The sequence below is a fragment of the Kitasatospora sp. YST-16 genome, from assembly GCF_026802215.1.
Classification (GTDB): Bacteria; Actinomycetota; Actinomycetes; order Streptomycetales; family Streptomycetaceae; genus Kitasatospora; species Kitasatospora cineracea.
This window is the reverse complement of record NZ_CP113837.1, coordinates 6,766,856-6,785,926: the sequence shown is the minus strand read 5'-3', so window position 1 is coordinate 6,785,926 and position 19,071 is coordinate 6,766,856. Positions and strand designations below refer to the sequence as shown.

Annotated in this window: 15 protein-coding genes; 5 read left to right on the top strand and 10 right to left on the bottom strand. The window is 71.9% G+C overall.

The window, feature by feature from the left end; all coding sequences use genetic code 11:
- Positions 1-50 precede the first annotated feature (50 nt).
- Positions 51-338 carry a ferredoxin gene (locus tag OU787_RS30515; RefSeq protein ID WP_030458358.1) on the top strand — a complete coding sequence of 96 codons (288 nt, stop codon included), beginning with the start codon at positions 51-53 and terminating at the stop codon, positions 336-338.
- Between the two features lie 25 nt (positions 339-363).
- Here OU787_RS30515 and OU787_RS30510 read toward each other — a convergent pair whose 3' ends face one another.
- The 3 genes from OU787_RS30510 to OU787_RS30500 form a co-directional block, all read right to left on the bottom strand.
- Positions 364-927, bottom strand: a complete 564-nt coding sequence (locus OU787_RS30510) for a hypothetical protein (RefSeq protein WP_157852120.1) — start codon at positions 925-927, stop codon at positions 364-366.
- A gap of 146 nt (positions 928-1,073) precedes the next feature.
- Positions 1,074-2,042: a tRNA (adenine-N1)-methyltransferase gene (locus tag OU787_RS30505; protein ID WP_030458356.1), complete on the bottom strand. Its 969-nt coding sequence runs from the start codon at positions 2,040-2,042 to the stop codon at positions 1,074-1,076.
- Between the two features lie 45 nt (positions 2,043-2,087).
- On the bottom strand, positions 2,088-3,290 hold the full coding sequence (locus OU787_RS30500; protein ID WP_268661306.1) for a site-2 protease family protein: 1,203 nt from the start codon (positions 3,288-3,290) through the stop codon (positions 2,088-2,090).
- Positions 3,291-3,437: 147 nt separating this feature from the next.
- Between OU787_RS30500 and OU787_RS30495 the strand changes: the two genes are divergently transcribed.
- Complete coding sequence (locus tag OU787_RS30495) at positions 3,438-4,304, top strand: RecB family exonuclease (RefSeq protein WP_030458354.1); 867 nt, start codon at positions 3,438-3,440, stop codon at positions 4,302-4,304.
- Positions 4,305-4,976 (top strand): response regulator, encoded by a 672-nt coding sequence (locus OU787_RS30490; RefSeq protein WP_014139709.1) that lies wholly within the window; start codon positions 4,305-4,307, stop codon positions 4,974-4,976.
- Between the two features lie 86 nt (positions 4,977-5,062).
- On the opposite strand, the gene OU787_RS30485 is transcribed toward OU787_RS30490, so the two are convergent.
- From OU787_RS30485 to metH, 3 genes are all read right to left on the bottom strand, one after another.
- Complete coding sequence (locus tag OU787_RS30485; RefSeq protein ID WP_030458353.1) at positions 5,063-6,658, bottom strand: ABC transporter substrate-binding protein; 1,596 nt, start codon at positions 6,656-6,658, stop codon at positions 5,063-5,065.
- A 340-nt stretch (positions 6,659-6,998) separates the two neighbouring features.
- Positions 6,999-7,703, bottom strand: a complete 705-nt coding sequence (locus OU787_RS30480) for an HAD family hydrolase (RefSeq protein ID WP_268661305.1) — start codon at positions 7,701-7,703, stop codon at positions 6,999-7,001.
- Positions 7,704-7,892: 189 nt separating this feature from the next.
- Entirely contained in the window at positions 7,893-11,396 is a 3,504-nt protein-coding gene (gene metH, locus OU787_RS30475) for a methionine synthase (protein WP_268661304.1), read from the bottom strand.
- A gap of 147 nt (positions 11,397-11,543) precedes the next feature.
- Between metH and OU787_RS30470 the strand changes: the two genes are divergently transcribed.
- Positions 11,544-12,656: a membrane protein gene (locus OU787_RS30470; protein ID WP_030458350.1), complete on the top strand. Its 1,113-nt coding sequence runs from the start codon at positions 11,544-11,546 to the stop codon at positions 12,654-12,656.
- A gap of 164 nt (positions 12,657-12,820) precedes the next feature.
- Here the strand turns inward: OU787_RS30470 and OU787_RS30465 are convergent, their stop codons facing one another.
- From OU787_RS30465 to OU787_RS30450, 4 genes are all read right to left on the bottom strand, one after another.
- Complete coding sequence (locus tag OU787_RS30465) at positions 12,821-14,389, bottom strand: glycoside hydrolase family 13 protein (protein ID WP_030458337.1); 1,569 nt, start codon at positions 14,387-14,389, stop codon at positions 12,821-12,823.
- A 52-nt stretch (positions 14,390-14,441) separates the two neighbouring features.
- Positions 14,442-15,332 (bottom strand): carbohydrate ABC transporter permease, encoded by an 891-nt coding sequence (locus OU787_RS30460; RefSeq protein WP_030458336.1) that lies wholly within the window; start codon positions 15,330-15,332, stop codon positions 14,442-14,444.
- A gap of 2 nt (positions 15,333-15,334) precedes the next feature.
- Entirely contained in the window at positions 15,335-16,288 is a 954-nt protein-coding gene (locus OU787_RS30455; protein WP_030458335.1) for a carbohydrate ABC transporter permease, read from the bottom strand.
- Between the two features lie 74 nt (positions 16,289-16,362).
- Positions 16,363-17,766, bottom strand: a complete 1,404-nt coding sequence (locus tag OU787_RS30450; RefSeq protein ID WP_232794835.1) for an ABC transporter substrate-binding protein — start codon at positions 17,764-17,766, stop codon at positions 16,363-16,365.
- Positions 17,767-18,028: 262 nt separating this feature from the next.
- On the opposite strand from OU787_RS30450, the gene OU787_RS30445 reads away from it, so the two are divergent.
- The gene (locus OU787_RS30445; RefSeq protein ID WP_030458333.1) at positions 18,029-19,042 is read left to right on the top strand and encodes a LacI family DNA-binding transcriptional regulator; all 1,014 of its coding nucleotides are present in this window, start codon (positions 18,029-18,031) and stop codon (positions 19,040-19,042) included.
- The last annotated feature ends 29 nt before the right edge of the window (positions 19,043-19,071 follow it).

Genomic DNA, 19,071 nt, shown 5'->3' with positions numbered 1-19,071 from the left:
ACAGGAATGTCCCCGAATGCGGGGCGACGAGCGCAGAAACGGCAGGGGCAATGGCGGGCACGGGCGAGGCACTCGAAGTCTGGATCGACCAGGATCTGTGCACCGGCGACGGCATCTGCGCGCAGTACGCGCCCGAGGTCTTCGAGCTCGACATCGACGGACTGGCCTATGTGAAGGGCGAGGACGACGAACTGCGCCAGCAGCCGGGCCAGAGCGTGCCGGTGCCGCTGACGCTCCTTCAGGACGTGGTGGACTCGGTCAAGGACTGCCCCGGCGACTGCATCCACGTCCGCCGCGCGGCGGACGGCGTCGAGGTCTACGGGCCGGACGCCGAGTAGCGCCGGGGCGGCCGCTGAGGGGCCGTCAGGCGCCCTGGACGGAGCTCTTGGTCTCGGTCTTCGTCCACGCCCCGCCGGAGCGCTTCCAGGACAGCTCGACCTCCAGGTCGGGCGAGAAGCGCGGCACGTCCGGCGAGGAGTAGCCGCGGGCCCGGCCGCGGATCGAGCCGTCGCTGCGGATCGCCAGTTCGGTGACGGTCAGGCCCTCGCTGTCCGGCAGCAGGGCGACCGGCGCGCCGTCCGCGCCGACCAGGAACACGCCGTCCGGCGGGGTGCCCATGTCGGCCTGGCAGTGCGCGGCGGCGACGGTCAGCGGCTTGCCGTCCAGCACCGCGGAGGTCTTCAGGCTCACCGCGACCGGGAACGGCCCGCACTCCAGCGGTAGCTGCACCTTGCTCAGGTCCGCCTCCGGGGCCGGTTCGGGGGCCGGCGCCGCGACCGGGTCGCCGGCCGGCTGACCGGCCGTCACCGCCCCGGTCGCCGAGGTCGCCCCCAGCGCCCCGCCCACCACCGCGGCGCAGCCCGCCGCGACCAGCACCCAGTGCTTCAACCCCGAGCGCGCGTGCCCGGGTATCCGACGCTCCGTCACCACGAGACTCCCCTTTCCGGTCCGCGCATCCTTCCACACCGGCCCGTGAGGGCCCGCGTCAGGGCGCGGGGCGGGAGGCCCCGAACGCAAGGATCGCGGCGCCGGCCGTGGTCCGGCCGTCCGCCGCGATCCTCCGGTGCCCGGTGCTACTGCGGGAGTTCCCGCGCGTCGTGCGAGGCGGCCTCGCGCTGCGCCTTGCGGATCGCGGCGCGCTCGGCGAGCGTCAGTTCGCTCTCCGGGCCGGTCTCGTAGTCCTCGCCGTAGGAGCCCTTGGCGGGGCGGCGGCGGCGCAGCGGGGGCTCGACGCCGTCGGCGAGGCGGCGGGCGGTGAGCAGGAAGCCGGTGTGGCCGATCATCCGGTGGTCCGGGCGGACGGCCAGGCCCTCGAGGTGCCAGGTGCGGACCATGGTCTCCCAGGCCTGCGGCTCGGTGAAGGTGCCGTGCTCGCGCAGCGCCTCGACGGTGCGCGACATCTGGGTGGTGGTGGCCACGTAGCAGCAGATCAGGCCGCCGGGGACGAGCGCCTTGGAGGCGACGTCCAGGCACTCCCAGGGGGCGAGCATGTCGAGGATGACGCGGTCGACGTCGGTCTCGACCAGGTTGTCCTGGAGGTCGCCGACGGTGAGCTTCCAGGCCGGGTGCGGGCCGCCGAAGTAGCGCTCGACGTTGCCCTTGGCGATGTCGGCGAAGTCCTGCCGGCGCTCGTAGGAGGCGAGCGAGCCGGTGTCGCCGACGGCGCGCAGCAGGTAGGTGGAGAGGGCGCCGGAGCCGACGCCCGCCTCGACCACCCGCGCGCCGGCGAAGATGTCGGCCATGGCCAGGATCTGCCCCGCGTCCTTGGGGTAGATCACGGCCGCGCCGCGCGGCATGGACAGGACGTAGTCGGGGAGCAGGGGGCGCAGCGCGAGGTACGGGACGTTGCCCGTCGTGCGGACGACCGTGCCCTCGGGAGCGCCGATCAGCTCGTCGTGCGGGAACATACCCTTGTGGGTGTGGAACTGGTTCCCGGCCTGGAGCGTGAACGTGTAGTGGCGGCCCTTGGGGTCGGTCAGCTGGACCTGGTCCCCGACCTTGAAGGGCCCGCGTCGGCGGGCGGCACCGGTCGGTTCGGACATGGGGGCCATCCTACGGGAGCCGGAGGGCTGCCCCCGACCACATGATCAGTCCGCTCCGGCGGCCCGGCCGAGCAGGGCCGCGGTGAGCCGGCGTTCGAGGTCGGTGAGGGAGAGCACGCCGTAGACCGTGCCGTCCGGGCGGACCACCAGGTACTCGGTGGCGGGGGCCCGGCGCAGGGTGTCGAGGATCTGCTCGCCGGCCAGGTCGACGGGGACGGTGAGGCCGGGTTCGAGGTCGCGGGAGACGGCGGTGACGGCGATCCAGGGGCGGCGGTGCTCGGGGACGGCGCTGACCGCGGACTCCTTGACCACGGCGATCGGCTCGCCGCGGCCGTCAACCACCACGATCGCCCCGGCGTGCGCCTCGCGGGCCCGGCGCATGGCTTCGCCGAGCGGGGTGTCGGCGGGGACGTCGATGCTGCGGCGGGCCAGTTCGCGGACCTTGAGCCGGGGCAGCACCTCCTTGAGGCGGGCGTTGCGCAGCGAGTTGCCGGCGCCCTGCCAGATGATGAAGCCGAGGATGGCGGCGAGCACGCCGTCGACCATGGCCTCGGTGGTGGAGCGCTCGATGTCCTGGGAGGAGCTGAAGATCGGCAGGCCGAGGACGACGGCGACGGCCAGGGCGCGGCCGACCCAGACGGCGGCCAGGGTGCCCTTCATCGGGTTGCCGGTGAGGGCCCAGACGACGGCGCGCAGCATCCGGCCGCCGTCCAGCGGGAGGCCGGGCAGCAGGTTGAAGGCGGCGACGACCAGGTTGGAGACCATCAGTCCGGCGAGCAGCACGCCGGGGACGGTGGCGGGTTCGACGGCGCGCAGGCCGAGCCAGAAGGCGCCCCCGAGCAGCAGCGAGAGCAGCGGGCCGACGAAGGCGAGCCAGAACTCGCGCCAGGGCCGGTCGGCCTCCTTCTCGATCTCGGAGACGCCGCCGAGGAACTGGAGCTGGATCCGGCGCACGCCGAGCTTGTAGCGCAGTCCGACGACGGTGTGGGCGAGTTCGTGGACCAGGACGGAGCCGTAGAAGGCGACGGCGAAGGAGAAGGCCAGCAGGTAGCGGGTGGCTCCGAGGTCGGGCAGGACGTCGGCGAGGCGGCTGCCGAAGATCCAGGTGATCAGGGCGGCGACCAGGAACCAGGACGGGGTGACGTAGACGGGCACGCCGAACGGACGGCCCATCAGGATGCCGCCGCGCGGCTGGTCGTCGGGCTTCGGCTTCGGCCTCTCCGGTGCCCGCCCCTCGGTGTCGTTCACCGTGCTCCTCTCTCGCCGTCCGCTGGTGCCCCGTACGCTACGTGATCTCCGGCCCGGAACGGCGCTGGCCCCGCTCTCCCCCTTGTTCATACCCAGCTCTTCGACCCGTTCGCCCCTGCTGCCGGTCCGGTGCAATAGGGTCGTGGCATGCAGCAGACCGACCCCCCGCCCGCTCCGCGTCCGGCCGCCCGGCCGACCGGGCTGTCGCCGTCCCGGGCGGGCGACTTCATGACCTGCCCGCTGCTGTACCGGCTGCGGGTGATCGACCGGTTGCCGGAGCCGCCGAGCGCGGCCGCGACCCGGGGGACGCTGGTGCACGCCGTGCTGGAGCGGCTGTTCGACCACCCGGCGGCCGAGCGCACGCCGGAGCGGGCGCTCGGGCTGCTGGGCCCGCAGTGGGAGCGGTTGCTGGGGGAACGGCCGGAGCTGGCGGAACTGTTCCCGGGCGAGCCGGAGAAGTTGGCGGACTGGCTGGCGGACGCCGAGAAGCTGGTGCGCCGCTGGTTCCGGCTGGAGGACCCGACCCGGCTGCACCCGGTGGAGCGGGAGCTGTACGTGGAGACCGCGCTGGCCTCGGGGCTGCTGCTGCGCGGGTACATCGACCGGGTGGACGTCGCGCCGTCCGGCGAGGTGCGGCTGGTGGACTACAAGACCGGCCGGGCGCCCTCGCGGGACTTCGAGGGCAAGGCGATGTTCCAGATGAAGTTCTACGCGCTGGTGGTGTGGCGGTGGAAGGGCGTGGTCCCCAAGCGCCTGCAGCTGGTGTACCTGGGCGGCGGCGGGGACGTGGTGACGTACGACCCGGACGAGGCCGACCTGCTCGCGGTGGAGCGCAAGCTGGAGGCGCTGTGGGAGGCGATCTCGGCGGCGGTGGCCACGGGGGACTTCCCGGCGACCCGCAACCGGCTGTGCGACTGGTGCGACCACCAGGCGTCCTGTCCGGAGTTCGGCGGCACTCCCCCGCCGTACCCGCTGCCCCTGGCTACTGAGACCATTCCTGGCAAGGAGTCGTAGGTGACGATCCGTGTGCTGCTGGTGGACGACCAGCCGCTGCTGCGTACCGGTTTCCGGATGATCCTGGAGGCGGAGTCCGACCTGGTGGTGGTCGGCGAGGCGGGCGACGGGCAGCAGGCGCTGGACCAGGTCCGCGCGCTGCAGCCGGACGTGGTGCTGATGGACATCCGGATGCCGCGGATGGACGGCGTGGAGGCGACCCGGCGGATCGCCGGGCCGGACCGGGACGGCCCGGCGAAGGTGCTGGTGCTGACCACCTTCGACCTGGACGAGTACGTGGTGGAGGCGCTGCGCGCGGGTGCCAGCGGCTTCCTGCTGAAGGACGTGCCGGCCGAGGAGCTGGTGCAGGCGATCCGGGTGGTGGCGGACGGCGCGGCGATGCTGGCCCCGTCGGTGACCCGCCGGCTGCTGGACATGTACGCCACCAAGCTGCCCTCGGGCGACGAGGCGCCGCCGCAGGCGCTGACGGTGCTGACCGAGCGCGAGGTGGAGGTGCTGCGGCTGGTGGCGCGCGGGCTGTCGAACGCGGAGATCGCCGCCGAGCTGTTCGTCTCGGAGACCACGGTGAAGACGCACGTGGGCCACGTGCTGACCAAGCTGCAGCTGCGCGACCGGGTGCAGGCGGCGGTGTACGCGTACGAGAGCGGCCTGGTGCGCCCGGGCGCGCTGTAGTCCGGCGCCGGAGGACGCCGAACGGCCCGTCACCCCCTCGGGGGCGGCGGGCCGTTCGGCGTTCCGCTCGGTGCTCCGGCGGATCGTTACTTCGCGGTGCGGCCGATCTCCCAGAACCGGAACACGCCGGTGTTGTCCACGGTGGAGTCCACGCCGGTGATGGCGGGCTGGTACACGTAGAAGGACTTGTTCTGGAACAGCGGGACCATCGGGACGGCGTCGGCCAGGATCTTCTGGATCTGGTCGTAGGCGCCGCCGCCGGAGCGGTCGGTGAGCTTGATGGAGTCCGGCACCAGCTTGCCGCTGATCTGCGGGTTGTCCCAACCGTTGTGGTAGGCGCCGCCGTTGACCACCAGCGGGCTGATGTAGTCGTCCGCGTCGGCGTAGTCGGGGGTCCAGCCGACGGTGTACGCCTGGTAGCTGCCGTTCTTCCAGCCGGCCTGGTAGGCGGTCCAGTCGGCCTCCTGCTGGACGGTGACCTGGAACAGGCCGCCGTTCTCCAGCTGCTGCTTGACCGACTCCAGCTCGGCGGCGCCGGCCCGGGCCCGGGACCAGGTCAGGGTGAGCTTGACCGGGGTGGCGACGTGGGCGTTGGCGAGGATCCGCTTGGCCTTGGCCGGGTCGGGCTCGCCGTACTTGTCGAAGAAGGCGGTGGTGTGGCCGGCGATGCCCGCCGGGACGACCGAGTACAGCGGCTGCACGGTGCCCGCGTACACGTCGTGGGCGAGCGCCTTGCGGTCGACCAGCTGGGCGGCGGCCTGCCGGACGGCCTGGTTGCCGCCGGTCTCGTCCTTGGTGTTGAAGACCAGGTAGCGGGTGTCGCCGGAGGCGCCCTCGGCGACCCGGAGCTTGCCGGTGCCGGCCAGGTCGTCGTTCTTGATCTGGGCGGCCGCGGTCGGGTCGAGGCTGTTGTCGGTGAGGTCGACCTCGCCGCTGTCCAGGGCTGACTTCAGCTGCTCGGGCTTGTCGAAGTAGCGCACCGTGAACTTGCTGTTCAGCAGGTTGGCGGTGCCCTGGTAGTTCGGGTTGGCGCTGAGCGCGATCTTGCTGGGCGCCTTGCCGTTCATCTCGACCGAGTCGATCTTGTACGGGCCGGAGCCGACCAGCGAGCCGTTGCCGAGCAGCTTGTCGGCCGGGAACACCTGGTGGTCGACGATCGCGCCGGCCGCCGAGGCCAGCTTGGCCGGGAGCACCGCGTCGGGGCTCTCCAGGTGGAAGGTGACGTCGCGGTCGCCGGAGGTCTCCACCGAGGCGATGGTGGACAGCAGCGGGCCGGGGCCGGACGGGTCGGCGATCTTCTTGACCCGGTCCACGGAGAACTTGACGTCCGCGGCGGTCAGCGGGTGCCCGTTGGAGAACTTCAGGCCGGTGCGCAGCTTGCAGGTGTAGGTGAGCGCGTCGGAGCCGGTGAACTGGCAGGACTCGGCGGCGTCGGGCTGCGGCTCGGTCGCGCCGGCCGGGAAGCTCAGCAGCGACTGGAAGGCGTTGTTGAGGACCAGCCAGGAGCCCGCGTCGTAGGCGCCGGCCGGGTCGAGCACGCTGGTCACGCTGGTGGTGCCCATGGTGATCGCCGTGCTGCCGCCACCGCCGCCGGCGACCTTCTCGACGGAGGCGCAGCCCGCGGCCGTGGTGGCGACGAGAGCGGCGCAGCTGAGCACGGCCAGGCGGTTGGGCGTCGTCATGCGGGGTGGTCTTCCTCACTGCGTGCGGCCGGCTGTCGCCGGTGCCCGCCGCCCGGCGCCGGGGTGGGGCGGGGCCGCGGGTCTGCTACGGCCGCGGCCCGTTCTCCCGGGTTTCCGGTGGTGGGCGGCGCGGCACGGGGACTGAACGGGAGTTAGCGTGCCACATCGCTTCCGGTCGCTCACCGAGGGTTCGAACGGTGGTCGCGCGGGGTTCGGACGATCTTGTCCGGGCAGCCGACGAGTTGTCAGCCAATGCCCGTTTTCACCCGCGGCGGCGGACACGTTCCGCATACCACCGGACGCGGAACGAAACCGGCAAAGGCCGCGAGGGAGACGAACCTCACACCCGGGCGCCGGCCAGGGTGCGCAGCAGGCCGAGGTCGACCTGCTCCAGCGAGGGCAGCACCAGGCGGCCGGGGGCGGGCTCGATCGCGGCGATGGAGGGGACGGCGATGACCGGGCAGCCGGCCGCCTCGGCGGCGGCGACGCCGGTGGGGGTGTCCTCGACGACCACGCAGCGGGCCGGGTCGGCGCCCAGCCGGGCGGCGGCGGCCAGGTAGGGGTCGGGGTGCGGCTTGGTGCGGGCGACCTCGTCGCCGGCCACCGTGAAGGCGAAGTGCTGGGCGCCCAGGCTGCGCAGCACGATGTCGATGATGTGCCGGTGCGAGGCGGAGACCAGCGCGGCCGGGACGCCGTGCGCGGCCAGCGTGTTGAGCAGCCGCTCGGCGCCGGGCATCAGCGGGACGCCGCCGGCCAGCAGGTCGACGAAGCGCTGGTTGATCAGGACGGTCAGCTCGGCCGGGCTGAGGGTGACCGCGGTGCGGGTGATCAGGTAGTCGATCACCCGGCTCATCGGGCCGCCGACCACGTGGGTGCGGTCCTCGGCGGTGAGCCGGTGGCCGAGTTCGGCGAACAGGTCGACCTCGGCCTGCCACCAGAAGTCCTCGGTGTCGACCAGGGTGCCGTCCATGTCGAGCAGGACGGCCTGCAGGCCGCTGTCCTCGCCGTCTCCGCCGATGCGGACCGGGGTCGAGACCGTCGTCATGCGCGCCGTCCTTCCGGGTGGGTGGCCGGGCGCGAGCGCGTCCGGGGCCGGGCGCGGACGCGTCCGGGGATGGCACGGGCCGGCCCGCTGGTCTGCGGACCGGCCCGTTCAGGATCATCAAGGATACGCCCGCCCGGTCGGATTGCACCGGACGGCGGTGCGGCGAACGGATGATCCCCGGTTGAAGACTTACCGCGCGTTGAAGTACTTGGCCTCGGGGTGGTGCAGCACGATGGCGTCGGTGGACTGCTCGGGGTGCAGCTGGTACTCCTCGGAGAGGATCACGCCGACCCGCTCGGGCTTGAGCAGCTCGGCGATCTTGGCCCGGTCCGACAGCTCGGGGCAGGCGCCGTAGCCGAGCGAGAAGCGGGCGCCGCGGTACTTGAGCGCGAACATGTCCCGCACGTCCTGCGGGTCCTCGTCGCCGAAGCCCAGCTCGTAGCGGACCCGGGCGTGCCAGAACTCGGCCAGCGCCTCGGCGAGTTGGACGGACAGGCCGTGCAGTTCGAGGTAGTCGCGGTAGGAGTTGCCGGCGAACAGCTCGTTGGCGGCCTCGGAGATCCGGTTGCCCATGGTGACCACCTGCAGGCCGACCACGTCGCGCTCGCCGGACTCCTCCGGGCGGAAGAAGTCGGCCAGGCACAGGCGGCGGCCGCGGCGCTGGCGCGGGAAGGTGAAGCGGGTCAGCTCGGAGCCGTCCTCGCGGTAGAGGATCAGGTCATCGCCCTTGGAGTTGGCCGGGTAGTAGCCGTAGACCACGGCGGGCTCCAGCCAGCCCTCGGTCTGCAGGCGGTCCAGCCAGCCGCGCAGCCGCGGACGGCCCTCGGTCTCCACCAGCTCCTCGTACGTCGGGCCGCCGCTGCGCCCGCCCTTGAGGCCCCACTGGCCCTTGAACAGGGCGTCCTCGTCGAGCCAGGAGGCGTAGTCCTGGAACGGGACGCCCTTGATGATCCGGTCGCCCCAGAACGGCGGGGTCGGGACCGGGTTGTCGACGGACACGTCGGAGCGGATCTGGCCGAGGTTGACCTCCTCCGGCTCCTCGACCTCGACCCGGGCGTGCCGGCGCTTGCGCAGCTCGGGCAGGGCGGCGCCGGGGACGCCGCGCTTGATGCCGATCAGCGCGTCCATCAGGCGCAGGCCCTCGAAGGCGTCCCGGGCGTAGCGGACCTCGCCGTCGTAGATCTCGTGCAGGTCCTGCTCGACGTAGGCGCGGGTGAGGGCGGCGCCGCCGAGGATCACCGGGTAGTCGGCGGCCAGCGCGCGCTGGTTGAGCTCCTCCAGGTTCTCCTTCATGATCACCGTGGACTTGACCAGCAGGCCGGACATGCCGATCACGTCGGCCTTGTGCTGCTGGGCGGCCTCCAGGATCGCCGAGACCGGCTGCTTGATGCCCAGGTTGACCACGTTGTAGCCGTTGTTGGACAGGATGATGTCGACCAGGTTCTTGCCGATGTCGTGCACGTCGCCCTTGACGGTGGCCAGCACGATGGTGCCCTTGCCCTCGCTGTCGGCCTTCTCCATGTGCGGTTCGAGGTGCGCGACGGCGGCCTTCATCACCTCGGCGGACTGCAGCACGAACGGCAGCTGCATCTCGCCGGAGCCGAACAGCTCGCCGACCACCTTCATGCCGGACAGCAGCGTGTCGTTGATGATCTCCAGCGCGGGGCGCTCGGTCAGCGCGGCGTCCAGGTCGGCCTCCAGGCCGTTGCGCTCGCCGTCGATGATCCGGCGCTGCAGGCGCTCCTCGAGCGGGAGGGCGGCCAGCTCCTCGGCCTTGGACGCGGCGGAGGAGGCGGCGGAGACGCCCTCGAACAGCTGGAGCAGCTTCTGCAGCGGGTCGTAGCCCTCGGAGCGGCGGTCGTAGACCAGGTCGAGGGCGGTCTGCCGGCGGTCCTCGGGGATCCGGTTCATCGGGAGGATCTTGGCGGCGTGCACGATCGCCGAGTCCAGGCCGGCCTCCACGCACTCGTGCAGGAAGACCGAGTTGACCACCTGGCGGGCGGCCGGGTTGAGGCCGAAGGAGATGTTCGACAGGCCGAGGGTGGTCTGCACGTCCGGGCGGCGGCGCTTGAGCTCGCGGATCGCCTCGATGGTCTCGATGCCGTCGCGGCGGGACTCCTCCTGGCCGGTGGCCAGGGTGAAGGTCAGGCAGTCGACCAGGATCGAGCCCTCGTCGATGCCGTACTCGGTGGTGAGCTGGTCGATCAGGCGCTCGGCGATGGCGACCTTGGTCTCGGCGGTGCGGGCCTGGCCCTGCTCGTCGATGGTCAGCGCGATCAGGCCGGCGCCGTGCTCGCGGGCCAGCGCGGCGATCTTCCCGAACCGGGTGTCGGGGCCGTCGCCGTCCTCGTAGTTGACCGAGTTGAGCACCGCGCGGCCGCCGAGCATCTCCAGGCCGGCCTTGAGCACCGGCGGCTCGGTGGAGTCCAGCACGATCGGCAGGGTGGAGGCGGTGGCCAGCCGGCCGGCGATCTCCCGCATGTCGGCGACGCCGTCGCGGCCGACGTAGTCGACGCACAGGTCGAGCAGGTGGGCGCCCTCGCGGATCTGCTCGCGGGCGATCTCCACGCAGGTCTGCCAGTCCGCGGCGAGCATCGCCTCGCGGAACTTCTTCGAGCCGTTGGCGTTGGTGCGCTCGCCGATCGCCAGGTAGGAGGTGTCCTGCCGGAACGGCACGGACTGGTAGAGCGAGGCGGCGGACGCCTCCGGCCGCGGGTCGCGCGCCGTGATCGGCAGGCCCTGGACCCGCTCGACCACCTGCCGCAGGTGCTCGGGGGTGGTGCCGCAGCAGCCGCCGACCAGGGCCAGGCCGTAGTCGCGGACGAAGCCCTCGTGCGCGTCGGCGAGCTCCTCGGGGCTGAGCGGGTAGTGCGAGCCGTCCTTGGTGAGCACCGGCAGGCCGGCGTTCGGCATGCAGGAGAGGCCGACCTTGGCGTTCTTCGCCAGGTAGCGCAGGTGCTCGCTGTACTCCTCGGGGCCGGTGGCGCAGTTCAGGCCGATGAAGTCGATGCCCAGCGGTTCGAGCGCGGTCAGCGCCGCGCCGATCTCCGAGCCCAGCAGCATGGTGCCGGTGGTCTCCACGGTGACCTGGGCGAGGATCGGCAGGTTCACGCCCGCCTCCGCCAGGGCCGCCCGGCAGCCCAGCACGGACGCCTTGGTCTGCAGCAGGTCCTGGCTGGTCTCGATCAGCAGCGCGTCGACGCCGCCCGCGATCAGGCCGGCCGCGTTCTGCCGGAAGCCCTCGCGGACCACCTCGAAGGTGGTGTGGCCGAGCGTCGGCAGCTTGGTGCCGGGGCCCATCGAGCCGAGCACCCAGCGGGTGCGGCCGTCCTTCGCGGTGAAGGCGTCGGCCGTCTCGCGGGCGAGCCGGGCGCCCGCCTCGGACAGCTCGAAGATCCGCTCGGGGACGTCGTACTCGCTCAGCGCCCAGTGGTTGGCGCCGAAGGTGTTGGTCTCCACGCAGTCCACGCCGACCGCGAAGTACGCCTCGTGCACCGAGCGCACGATGTCGGGGCGGGTGACGTTCAGGACCTCGTTGCAGCCCTCGAGCTGCTGGAAGTCCTCCATCGTCGGCTCCTGCGCCTGGAGCATGGTGCCCATCGCCCCGTCGGCCACCACGACTCGGGTGGCGAGGGCCTCGCGCAGGGCGTCGGCGCGGTCCTGCTGGGCGGACGTGGGTACAACGGTGGCCATGTGGCTGCTCCCTGAGTGCGACGGCTGTCGGCTATGCGGCCCCACCTGGACCGGGGACGCACCCGGCCAGGGTATCGGTCCCACCGGGGCGGGACGGAACCCGTTCCGCATCCTGGGCGTCCTTGTCCACCGGAAGGGAGCACGATCATGCCCACTTCGGGGGAACAGAGCCGGTGGAAGCGCGCCGCGCACGCCCTACGAGCGTCCGAATGGCGGACACTCCCGGGCCGGGCGCGCCGCCGCTGGCGCGGGCGGAACCGCTGGAGCCGGCGCCGCCGCGTCCTGACCGTGCTCACCGCGGCGCTCGTCCTGCTGGTGGTGCCGGTGCTCGGCGCCGCGGCCGCGCTGCGCTGGGAGTACGCGGGCGAGCCGGCCGCGGACGCCCGCACCCGCGGCAAGGACGCCATCTGGCTGGGCCACGCCTGGGTCGACGGGCGGCGCACCCCGGAGGAGCTGACCTCGCTCGCCGCGAAGGTCCGCAGCACCGGCATCCACGACCTGTACGTGCACACCGGGCCGCTGGAGCACGACGGCTCGCTCGACCCGGCGCTGGCGCCCGGCGCGGCGGACTTCCTGGCCCGGGCGCACGCGGCGATGCCCGGGGTGCGGATCCAGTCCTGGCTGGGGGACGTGGTCGCCCCCGAGAAGGTCGGCCTGCACCTGGAGCGCGCCGACGTCCGGGACCGGATCACCGCCTCCGCGAAGCAGGTCCTCGACCTGGGCTTCGACGGCGTCCACTTCGACCTGGAGCCGGTGCACTCCGGCTCGTCCGGCTTCCTCGCCCTGCTCGACCAGGTGCACGCGCTGACCGCCGCCCGCTCGGTGCCGCTGTCCATCGCGGCCCCGCAGATCGACCCCGTCCCCGGGCTGGGCCGGGTCGCCTTCGCGCTCAGCAACCACGGCAAGTACTGGTCCGCCGGGTACTTCGCGGCCGCGGCCCGGCGGGTCGACCAGGTCGCGGTGATGTCGTACGACACCTCGATGCCGGTCGAGTCGCTGTACGGCGGCTACGTCGCCCGGCAGACCTCGCTGGCCCTGGCCAGCACCCCGCCCGGCGTCGACCTGCTGATGGGCCTGCCCGCGTACTGGGCGGACACGCCCACGCACCGGGGCGACGCCGAGACGGTCCGCGCGGCGGTCCGCGGGGCCCGGCTGGGCCTCGGCGCGGGCGGACGGCAGAACTTCGGGCTCGCGCTGTACGTGGACTTCGCGGCGACGCCGGACCACTGGGCGGCGTACCGGGACGGCTGGTGCAACTAGGTTGCGGCAGCAGGGGCGCGGGGAACTGCGCGCGGCGGGAGGAGCACGTCAGCGAGGTCGCGGGACAGTGCAAGTGGCTGTCCTGCGAGGCGATCTGGCTGTGCGTGCTCGGTTGGCCGCGCAGTTCCCCGCGCCCCTGGCGGGGCGCTTTCTGTAGGTGCGCTTTAGCGGAGCCAGGCGGCGGTGTCGGTGGGGAGGTGGTTGTCCGTCAGGGGGGCGGAGGTGAGGAGGGGTTCGCCGTCGAGCGGGAGCGGCGAAGGGGAGAGGTTGACCAGGCAGCGGATGTCGCCGCGGCGGAAGGCGAGGACGTTCTCGGGGGCGTCCTCGTCCCAGTGGAAGGGGCCGTCGAGTTCGTGGCGGAGCCGGAAGGCCCGGCGGTAGAGGGTCAGCATGGAGGCGGGGTCCTCGGCCTGGGCCTCGGCGGTGAGGGCGGCCCAGTCGAGCGGTTGCGGCAGCCAGGGGGCCTTGCCGTCCCGGGTGAAGCCGTAGGGCGGGCGGGCGCCCTCCCAGGGCAGCGGGACGCGGCAGCCGTCGCGGCCGGGGTCGGTGCCGCCCGAGCGGAAGTGCATCGGGTCCTGGAGGGTGTCCAGCGGCAGGTCCTCGACCTCGGGCAGGCCCAGTTCCTCGCCCTGGTAGAGGTAGAGGGCCCCGGGCAGGGCCAGGGTGAGCAGGGCGGCGGCCCGGGCGCGGCGGCGGCCGAGCGCCAGGTCGGTGGGGGTGCCGAAGGTCTTGGTGGCGAACTGGAAGCGGGTGTCCTCGCGGCCGTACCGGGTGACGGTGCGGGTGACGTCGTGGTTGGCCAGGACCCAGGTGGCGGGGGCGCCGACGGGGGCGTGCGCGGCGAGCGTGGTGTCGATGGACTCGCGCAGGGCGGCGGCGTCCCAGGGGCGGCCCAGGAAGTCGAAGTTGAACGCGGTGTGCATCTCGTCCGGGCGCAGGTAGCGGGCGAAGCGTTCGGCGTCGGGGACCCAGACCTCGCCGATCAGGACGCGCGGGGGGTCGTAGCCGTCGGCGACGGCGCGCCAGCTGCGGTAGATGTCGTGCAGGTCGTCGCGGTCGAGGTAGGGGTGCGGGCGGCCGGGTTCGACGTCGGCGAGTTCCGGGTCCTTGGTGAGCAGGCCGGCGGAGTCGATGCGGACGCCGGCGGCGCCGCGGTCGAACCAGAACGCGAGGATGTCGAGGTGCTCCTGCCGGACCGCGGGGTGGTCCCAGTTGAGGTCGGGCTGGGCGGCGGCGAACAGGTGCAGGTACCACTGGCCGTCGGGGAGGCGGGTCCAGGGGCAGCCGCCGAACTCGGACTTCCAGTCGTTGGGCGGGAGTTCGCCGTCGGCGCCGCGGCCGGGCCGGAAGTGGAAGAGTTCGCGCTCGGGGCTGCCGGCGCCGGCGGCCAGGGCGGCCCGGAACCACGGGTGCTGGTCGGACACGTGGTTGGGGACGATGTCGACGATCGTCCGCAGGCCCAGTCGGGCGGCCTCCTCGATGAGCTGCTCGGCCTCGGCGAGGGTGCCGAAGAGGGGGTCCACGCCCCGGTAGTCGGCCACGTCGTAGCCGCCGTCGGCCATCGGGGAGGGGTACCAGGGATTGAACCAGATGGCGTCCACGCCGAGTTCGGCGAGGTACGGCAGCTTCGCGCGCACTCCGGCGAGATCCCCGATGCCGTCGCCGTTGCCGTCGGCGAAACTGCGCGGGTACACCTGGTAGATCGCCGCGTTCCGCCACCACTGCTCTGACACGGTCAGGGTTTCCTTTCAGAAGGTTGTCGGTCCGGGGGTCGTCGGGCGGGGCTCAGCCCTTGAGGCTGCCCGCGGTGAGACCGGCCATGATGTTGCGTTGGAAGACCAGGAACAGGGCGATGGTCGGGATCGAGGCCAGGAACAGGCCGGCGATCAGGGTGTTCTGCGGCATCGAGGTGGCCGCGGTGTTGACGCCGACGTTGAGCGTCTCGTGCTCGGGCACGGTGATCAGCGGCCACAGGAAGTCCTTCCAGACCGCGACCAGGCCGAAGATCGAGACCACGCCGAGGATCGGCCGGGACAGTGGCAGGACCACCGACCACAGCGTGCGCAGCGGTCCGGCGCCGTCGATGGCGGCGGCGTCCAGCAGTTCGTTCGGGATGGAGTCGAAGAACCGCTTGAGCAGGAAGACGTTGAACGCGTTGGCCACGGTGGGGAGCCAGATCACCCACGGGGTGTTCATCAGGTTCCAGTGCACCAGCGGCAGGTCGAGCACCGTCAGGTACTGCGGGATCACCAGGGCGGCGGCCGGGATCATCATCGAGGCCAGCATCATGCCGAGGATCACGTTGCCGAGGATCGGGCGCAGCTTGGACAGCGAGTAGGCGGCGGCGACGCAGAAGGTCAGTTGGAGCAGCAGGGCGCCGCCCGCGTAGACGACGGTGTTCAGCAGCAGCTGGGCCATCCCGAGCCGGTCCCAGGCCTCGGTGAAGGCGTGGGTGCTGGGGTGGGTGGGGATGATCGTGGGCGGGGTCTGGACGAGTTCCTGGGAGGACTTGAAGCCGCCGGTGGCCATCCAGTAGAGCGGGCCGACGAAGACGAGGGTGGCGACGGCCAGGGTCAGCACCAGGACGGTCCAGTAGGCGCGGCGGCCGCCCGGCTGGTTCAGCCGGACCGGGGAGATCAGGGTGCGGGTGGCGCTGCTTCGGACGGTCTTGCTCATCGTCACTCCTCCCCGCCCCGGCGCTCCAGCCACAGGTAGACGGCGGAGAAGGCGCCCAGTACCAGCAGCAGGACGACGCCCAGTGCGGCCGCGGTGTTGAACTTGTCGAAATTGAACGCGTAGTTGTAGAGCATGTAGACCACGGTGGTGGTCGAGCCCTGCGGGCCGCCGCCGGTGAGCACGAAGGACTCGGTGAACATCTGCATGGTGGCGACGACCTGCAGCATCAGCATCAGCGAGAGGATCAGCCGGGTCTGCGGGATGGTGACGTGCCAGATCCGGCGCAGCAGGCCGGCGCCGTCGAGTTCGGCGGCCTCGTAGAGCTCGCCGGGGATGCTCTGCAGGGCGGCCAGGTAGACCAGGGTGGCGCTGCCCATGTTGGCCCAGGTGGAGACGAGGACCAGGGAGAGCATCGCGGTGTCCGGCGAGGTCAGCCAGGACGAGGTGGGCAGGTGCAGGAACTCCAGGATCTGGTTGAACAGGCCGTAGCCGGGGTCCATGAAGTACTTGAACAGCAGGATGCCCGCGACCGGGGGCAGCATCACGGGCAGGTAGACCAGGATCCGCAGGTAGCCCTGGGCGTGCCGGAACTCGTTGACCACCAGGGCGGTGACGAAGGGGGCGAAGAAGCCGAAGAACAGGGCGATGCCGGTGAACTCGAAGGTGTTCTTCCAGGCGGGCCAGAACTCGGGGTCGGCGAAGATCTGCCGGAAGTTGTCGAACCCCACCCAGTGGGTCTCGCCGTAGCGGACCTTCTGGAAGGACATGACGATCTCACGGACCATCGGGTACCAGGTGAACAGCGCGAAGCAGAGCAGTGCGCCGATCAGGAAGGCGTGGGCCCGCAGGTTGCGGGCGACCGCCCGGCGCAGTCCGCCCGGGGTCCGGCCGGGGTGGCGGGTGCGGGTGCGGACCGCTTCGGCGTCGGGGCGACCGCGGGTCAGTGCGGTGGTCATGGTGGTGACTCCTCGTCAGGTGGCCGGCCACCGGCCGGGCCGCGGGAGGCTGCGGCCCGGCCGGTGGCGCGGGGTCACTGGTTGGCCAGGATCTGGTTGGCCTGGGACTCGGCGGTGGCGAGCACGCTGTCGAGGTTCGCGTTGGCGTCGGTCATCGCGGCCGACATCGCGGTGTCGAGGATCTTGTAGAGCTGCTGCGCGGCCGGGGGCTCGGTGATCGACTTGGTGGGGTTCTTGACGTACGGGTCGTAGTTGGACAGCGGCAGGTTGCCGTTGGTCTTCAGCGACTCGGTGATGGCCTTGATCTGCGACGACTCGGCGGACCAGAAGTAGGGCTGCGGGACGGCGATCGCCACCGGGTCCTTGCTGCTGCCGGCGAGGGTCTTGGAGCGGGCGAAGTTGAACTGGCCGGCGTCCGGGGTCTGGTACTGGAAGTTGATCCAGGCGATCTCGGCCTTGATCTGGTTCGGGGTCTGGCCCTTCTTGATGTAGTAGAGGTCGCCGCCGCCGAGGCTGTTGCCGGGGCCGGTGGCGCCGGGCATCGGGCCGAGGCCGTACGCCTTGGCGTCGGCGCCGAGGACCTCGATCAGGTGCTTGACGACGTCGGGGGCGCCCAGGAACATGCCGACCTTGCCGGTGGCCAGCGGCGGGAAGGCGTCGGCCCACTGGGTGACCGGGGTGGCGCTGATGCTCTGGTCGGTGAAGCGCATGTCGTGCAGGCGCTTGAGGACCTGCTTGCCCTCGGGCGAGTTGAACGCGGCCTTCTTGCCGTCGTCGGTGACCATCTTGCCGCCGAGGCTGTAGAGCTCGGAGGTGAAGTGCCAGCCGCCGGTGTTGCCGCCGGAGTAGTCCTCGTAGCCGCTGATGCCGTTGCCGAGCGCGGCGATCTTCTTCGCGGCGGCCTGCACCTCGTCCCAGGTGGTCGGCGGCTTGTCGGGGTCGAGGCCGGCCTGCTTGAACAGGTCGCGGTTGTAGATCAGGCCGGTGGTGTAGTAGTTGATCGGCAGGGCGTAGACCTTGCCGTCCACCGTCATGTTGTCCTTGACGGACGGCAGCATCGAGGAGAAGCCGGGCAGCGTCTCGTCGTTGACGTACTTGGTGATGTCCTGGGCGTCGCCCGAGTTGAGGGTGGCGTCGCGGTCGGTGAAGTAGGCGTGGAACGCGCCGGTCTCGTTGTGCGCCTTGTACTGCGCGGTCTGCTGGGCCGGGACCTCGCACTGGCCGACGTACGGCTTGGCGTTGATGGTGACGTTCGGGTACTTCGTCTTGAACAGCGCCAGGTCGTCGGCGTAGTTGGCCTTGCCCGCCGCCTGGTCCGCGCCCGGGGCGCAGTCGATGGAGATGGTGACGGTCGCGTTCGGGTCGAGCGGCTTGCCGTCCGCCACCCCGGCGGCGGCGTCCGTCTTGCTGTCGGAGGAGCCGCTGCTGCACGCGGCGGTGGTCAGCAGCATGCCCGCGGCGAGGGCGACAGCGGCCATCCTGCTCGATCTGTTCAGCTTCATGCGTGTACCCCATGGGTGGGAGAGGTTTCGGAAGAGGCCGGGACGAAAACCGACGTGTGAGGAACGTAGGTCCTTGAACCACTTCACGCAAGAGGTTGACGAGAAAGTGAAAAGTTACGACTGAGCATCGACGGGCGGATGCCGCCCCGGCGAGCGCTCCGCGCCAGGCAGAACCCGGCCTCGGCCTGCTTGCAGACATCCTTGCCGCTTCTTGCTTGATTCTGTTCTACTTTTGCGCATGAAGAGCAAGCTCTCCGTGGTGGCGCAGCATGTCGGAGTCAGTGAGGCCACGGTCAGCCGGGTCCTGAACGGCAGACCCGGCGTCGGCACCGCCACCCGGCTCGCCGTCCTCACCGCGCTGGACGTCCTGGGCTACGAGCGGCCGAGCCGGCTGCGCGGCGAACGCGCCCGGCTGATCGGCCTGGTGCTGCCCGAGCTGCAGAACCCGATCTTCCCGGCGCTGGCCGAGGTGGTCGGCGGCGCGCTCGCCCAGCGCGGCTTCACCCCGCTGCTGTGCACCCGCACCGCGGGCCTGGGCGAGGCCAGCCACGTCGGCGCGCTGCTCGACCAGCACGTCTCTGGGGTGGTCTTCGCCGGCGGGCACTGCGCCCAGGCGGACGCCTCGCACGAGCACTTCGCGCAGCTGCGCGAGCGCGGCGTCCCGGTGGTGCTGCTGAACGCCTCGGTGGAGGAGCTGGGCTTCCCGCAGGTCGCCACCGACGACGCCGTCGCGGTGGCCCAGGCGTTCGCCCACCTGGACACCCTGGGGCACCGCCGGATCGGGCTGCTGGTGGGACCGGAGGACCACGTGCCGTCCCGCCGCAAGCTCGCCGCCTTCACCCGCCAGTACGCGCTGCGCGGCCGCGAGCCGCGCCCGGAGTGGGTGGCGCACACCATGTTCGGCCTGGAGGGCGGCCACGCCGCCGCCGAGCGGCTGCTGGAGGCCGGGGTGACCGGTGTGGTCTGCGCCAGCGACCCGCTGGCCCTGGGGGTGGTGCGGGCCGCCCGGCGGGCCGGGCTGGACATCCCCGGCGACCTGTCGGTGATCGGCTTCGACGACTCGGCCTTCCTCAACTGCACCCGGCCGCCGCTGACCACCGTCCGGCAGCCGATCGAGGCGATCGGCCGGGCCGCGGTCTCGCTGCTGGTCGGGCGGATCGACGGCGCCCCGGCGGGCCCGGGCGAGCTGCTGTTAGAACCCGAGCTGGTGGTGCGGGGCTCCACCGGCCCGGCCCCGCGGCGGCCCGCCTGAGCGCTCCCGGTGACCGCTCCCGGTGACCG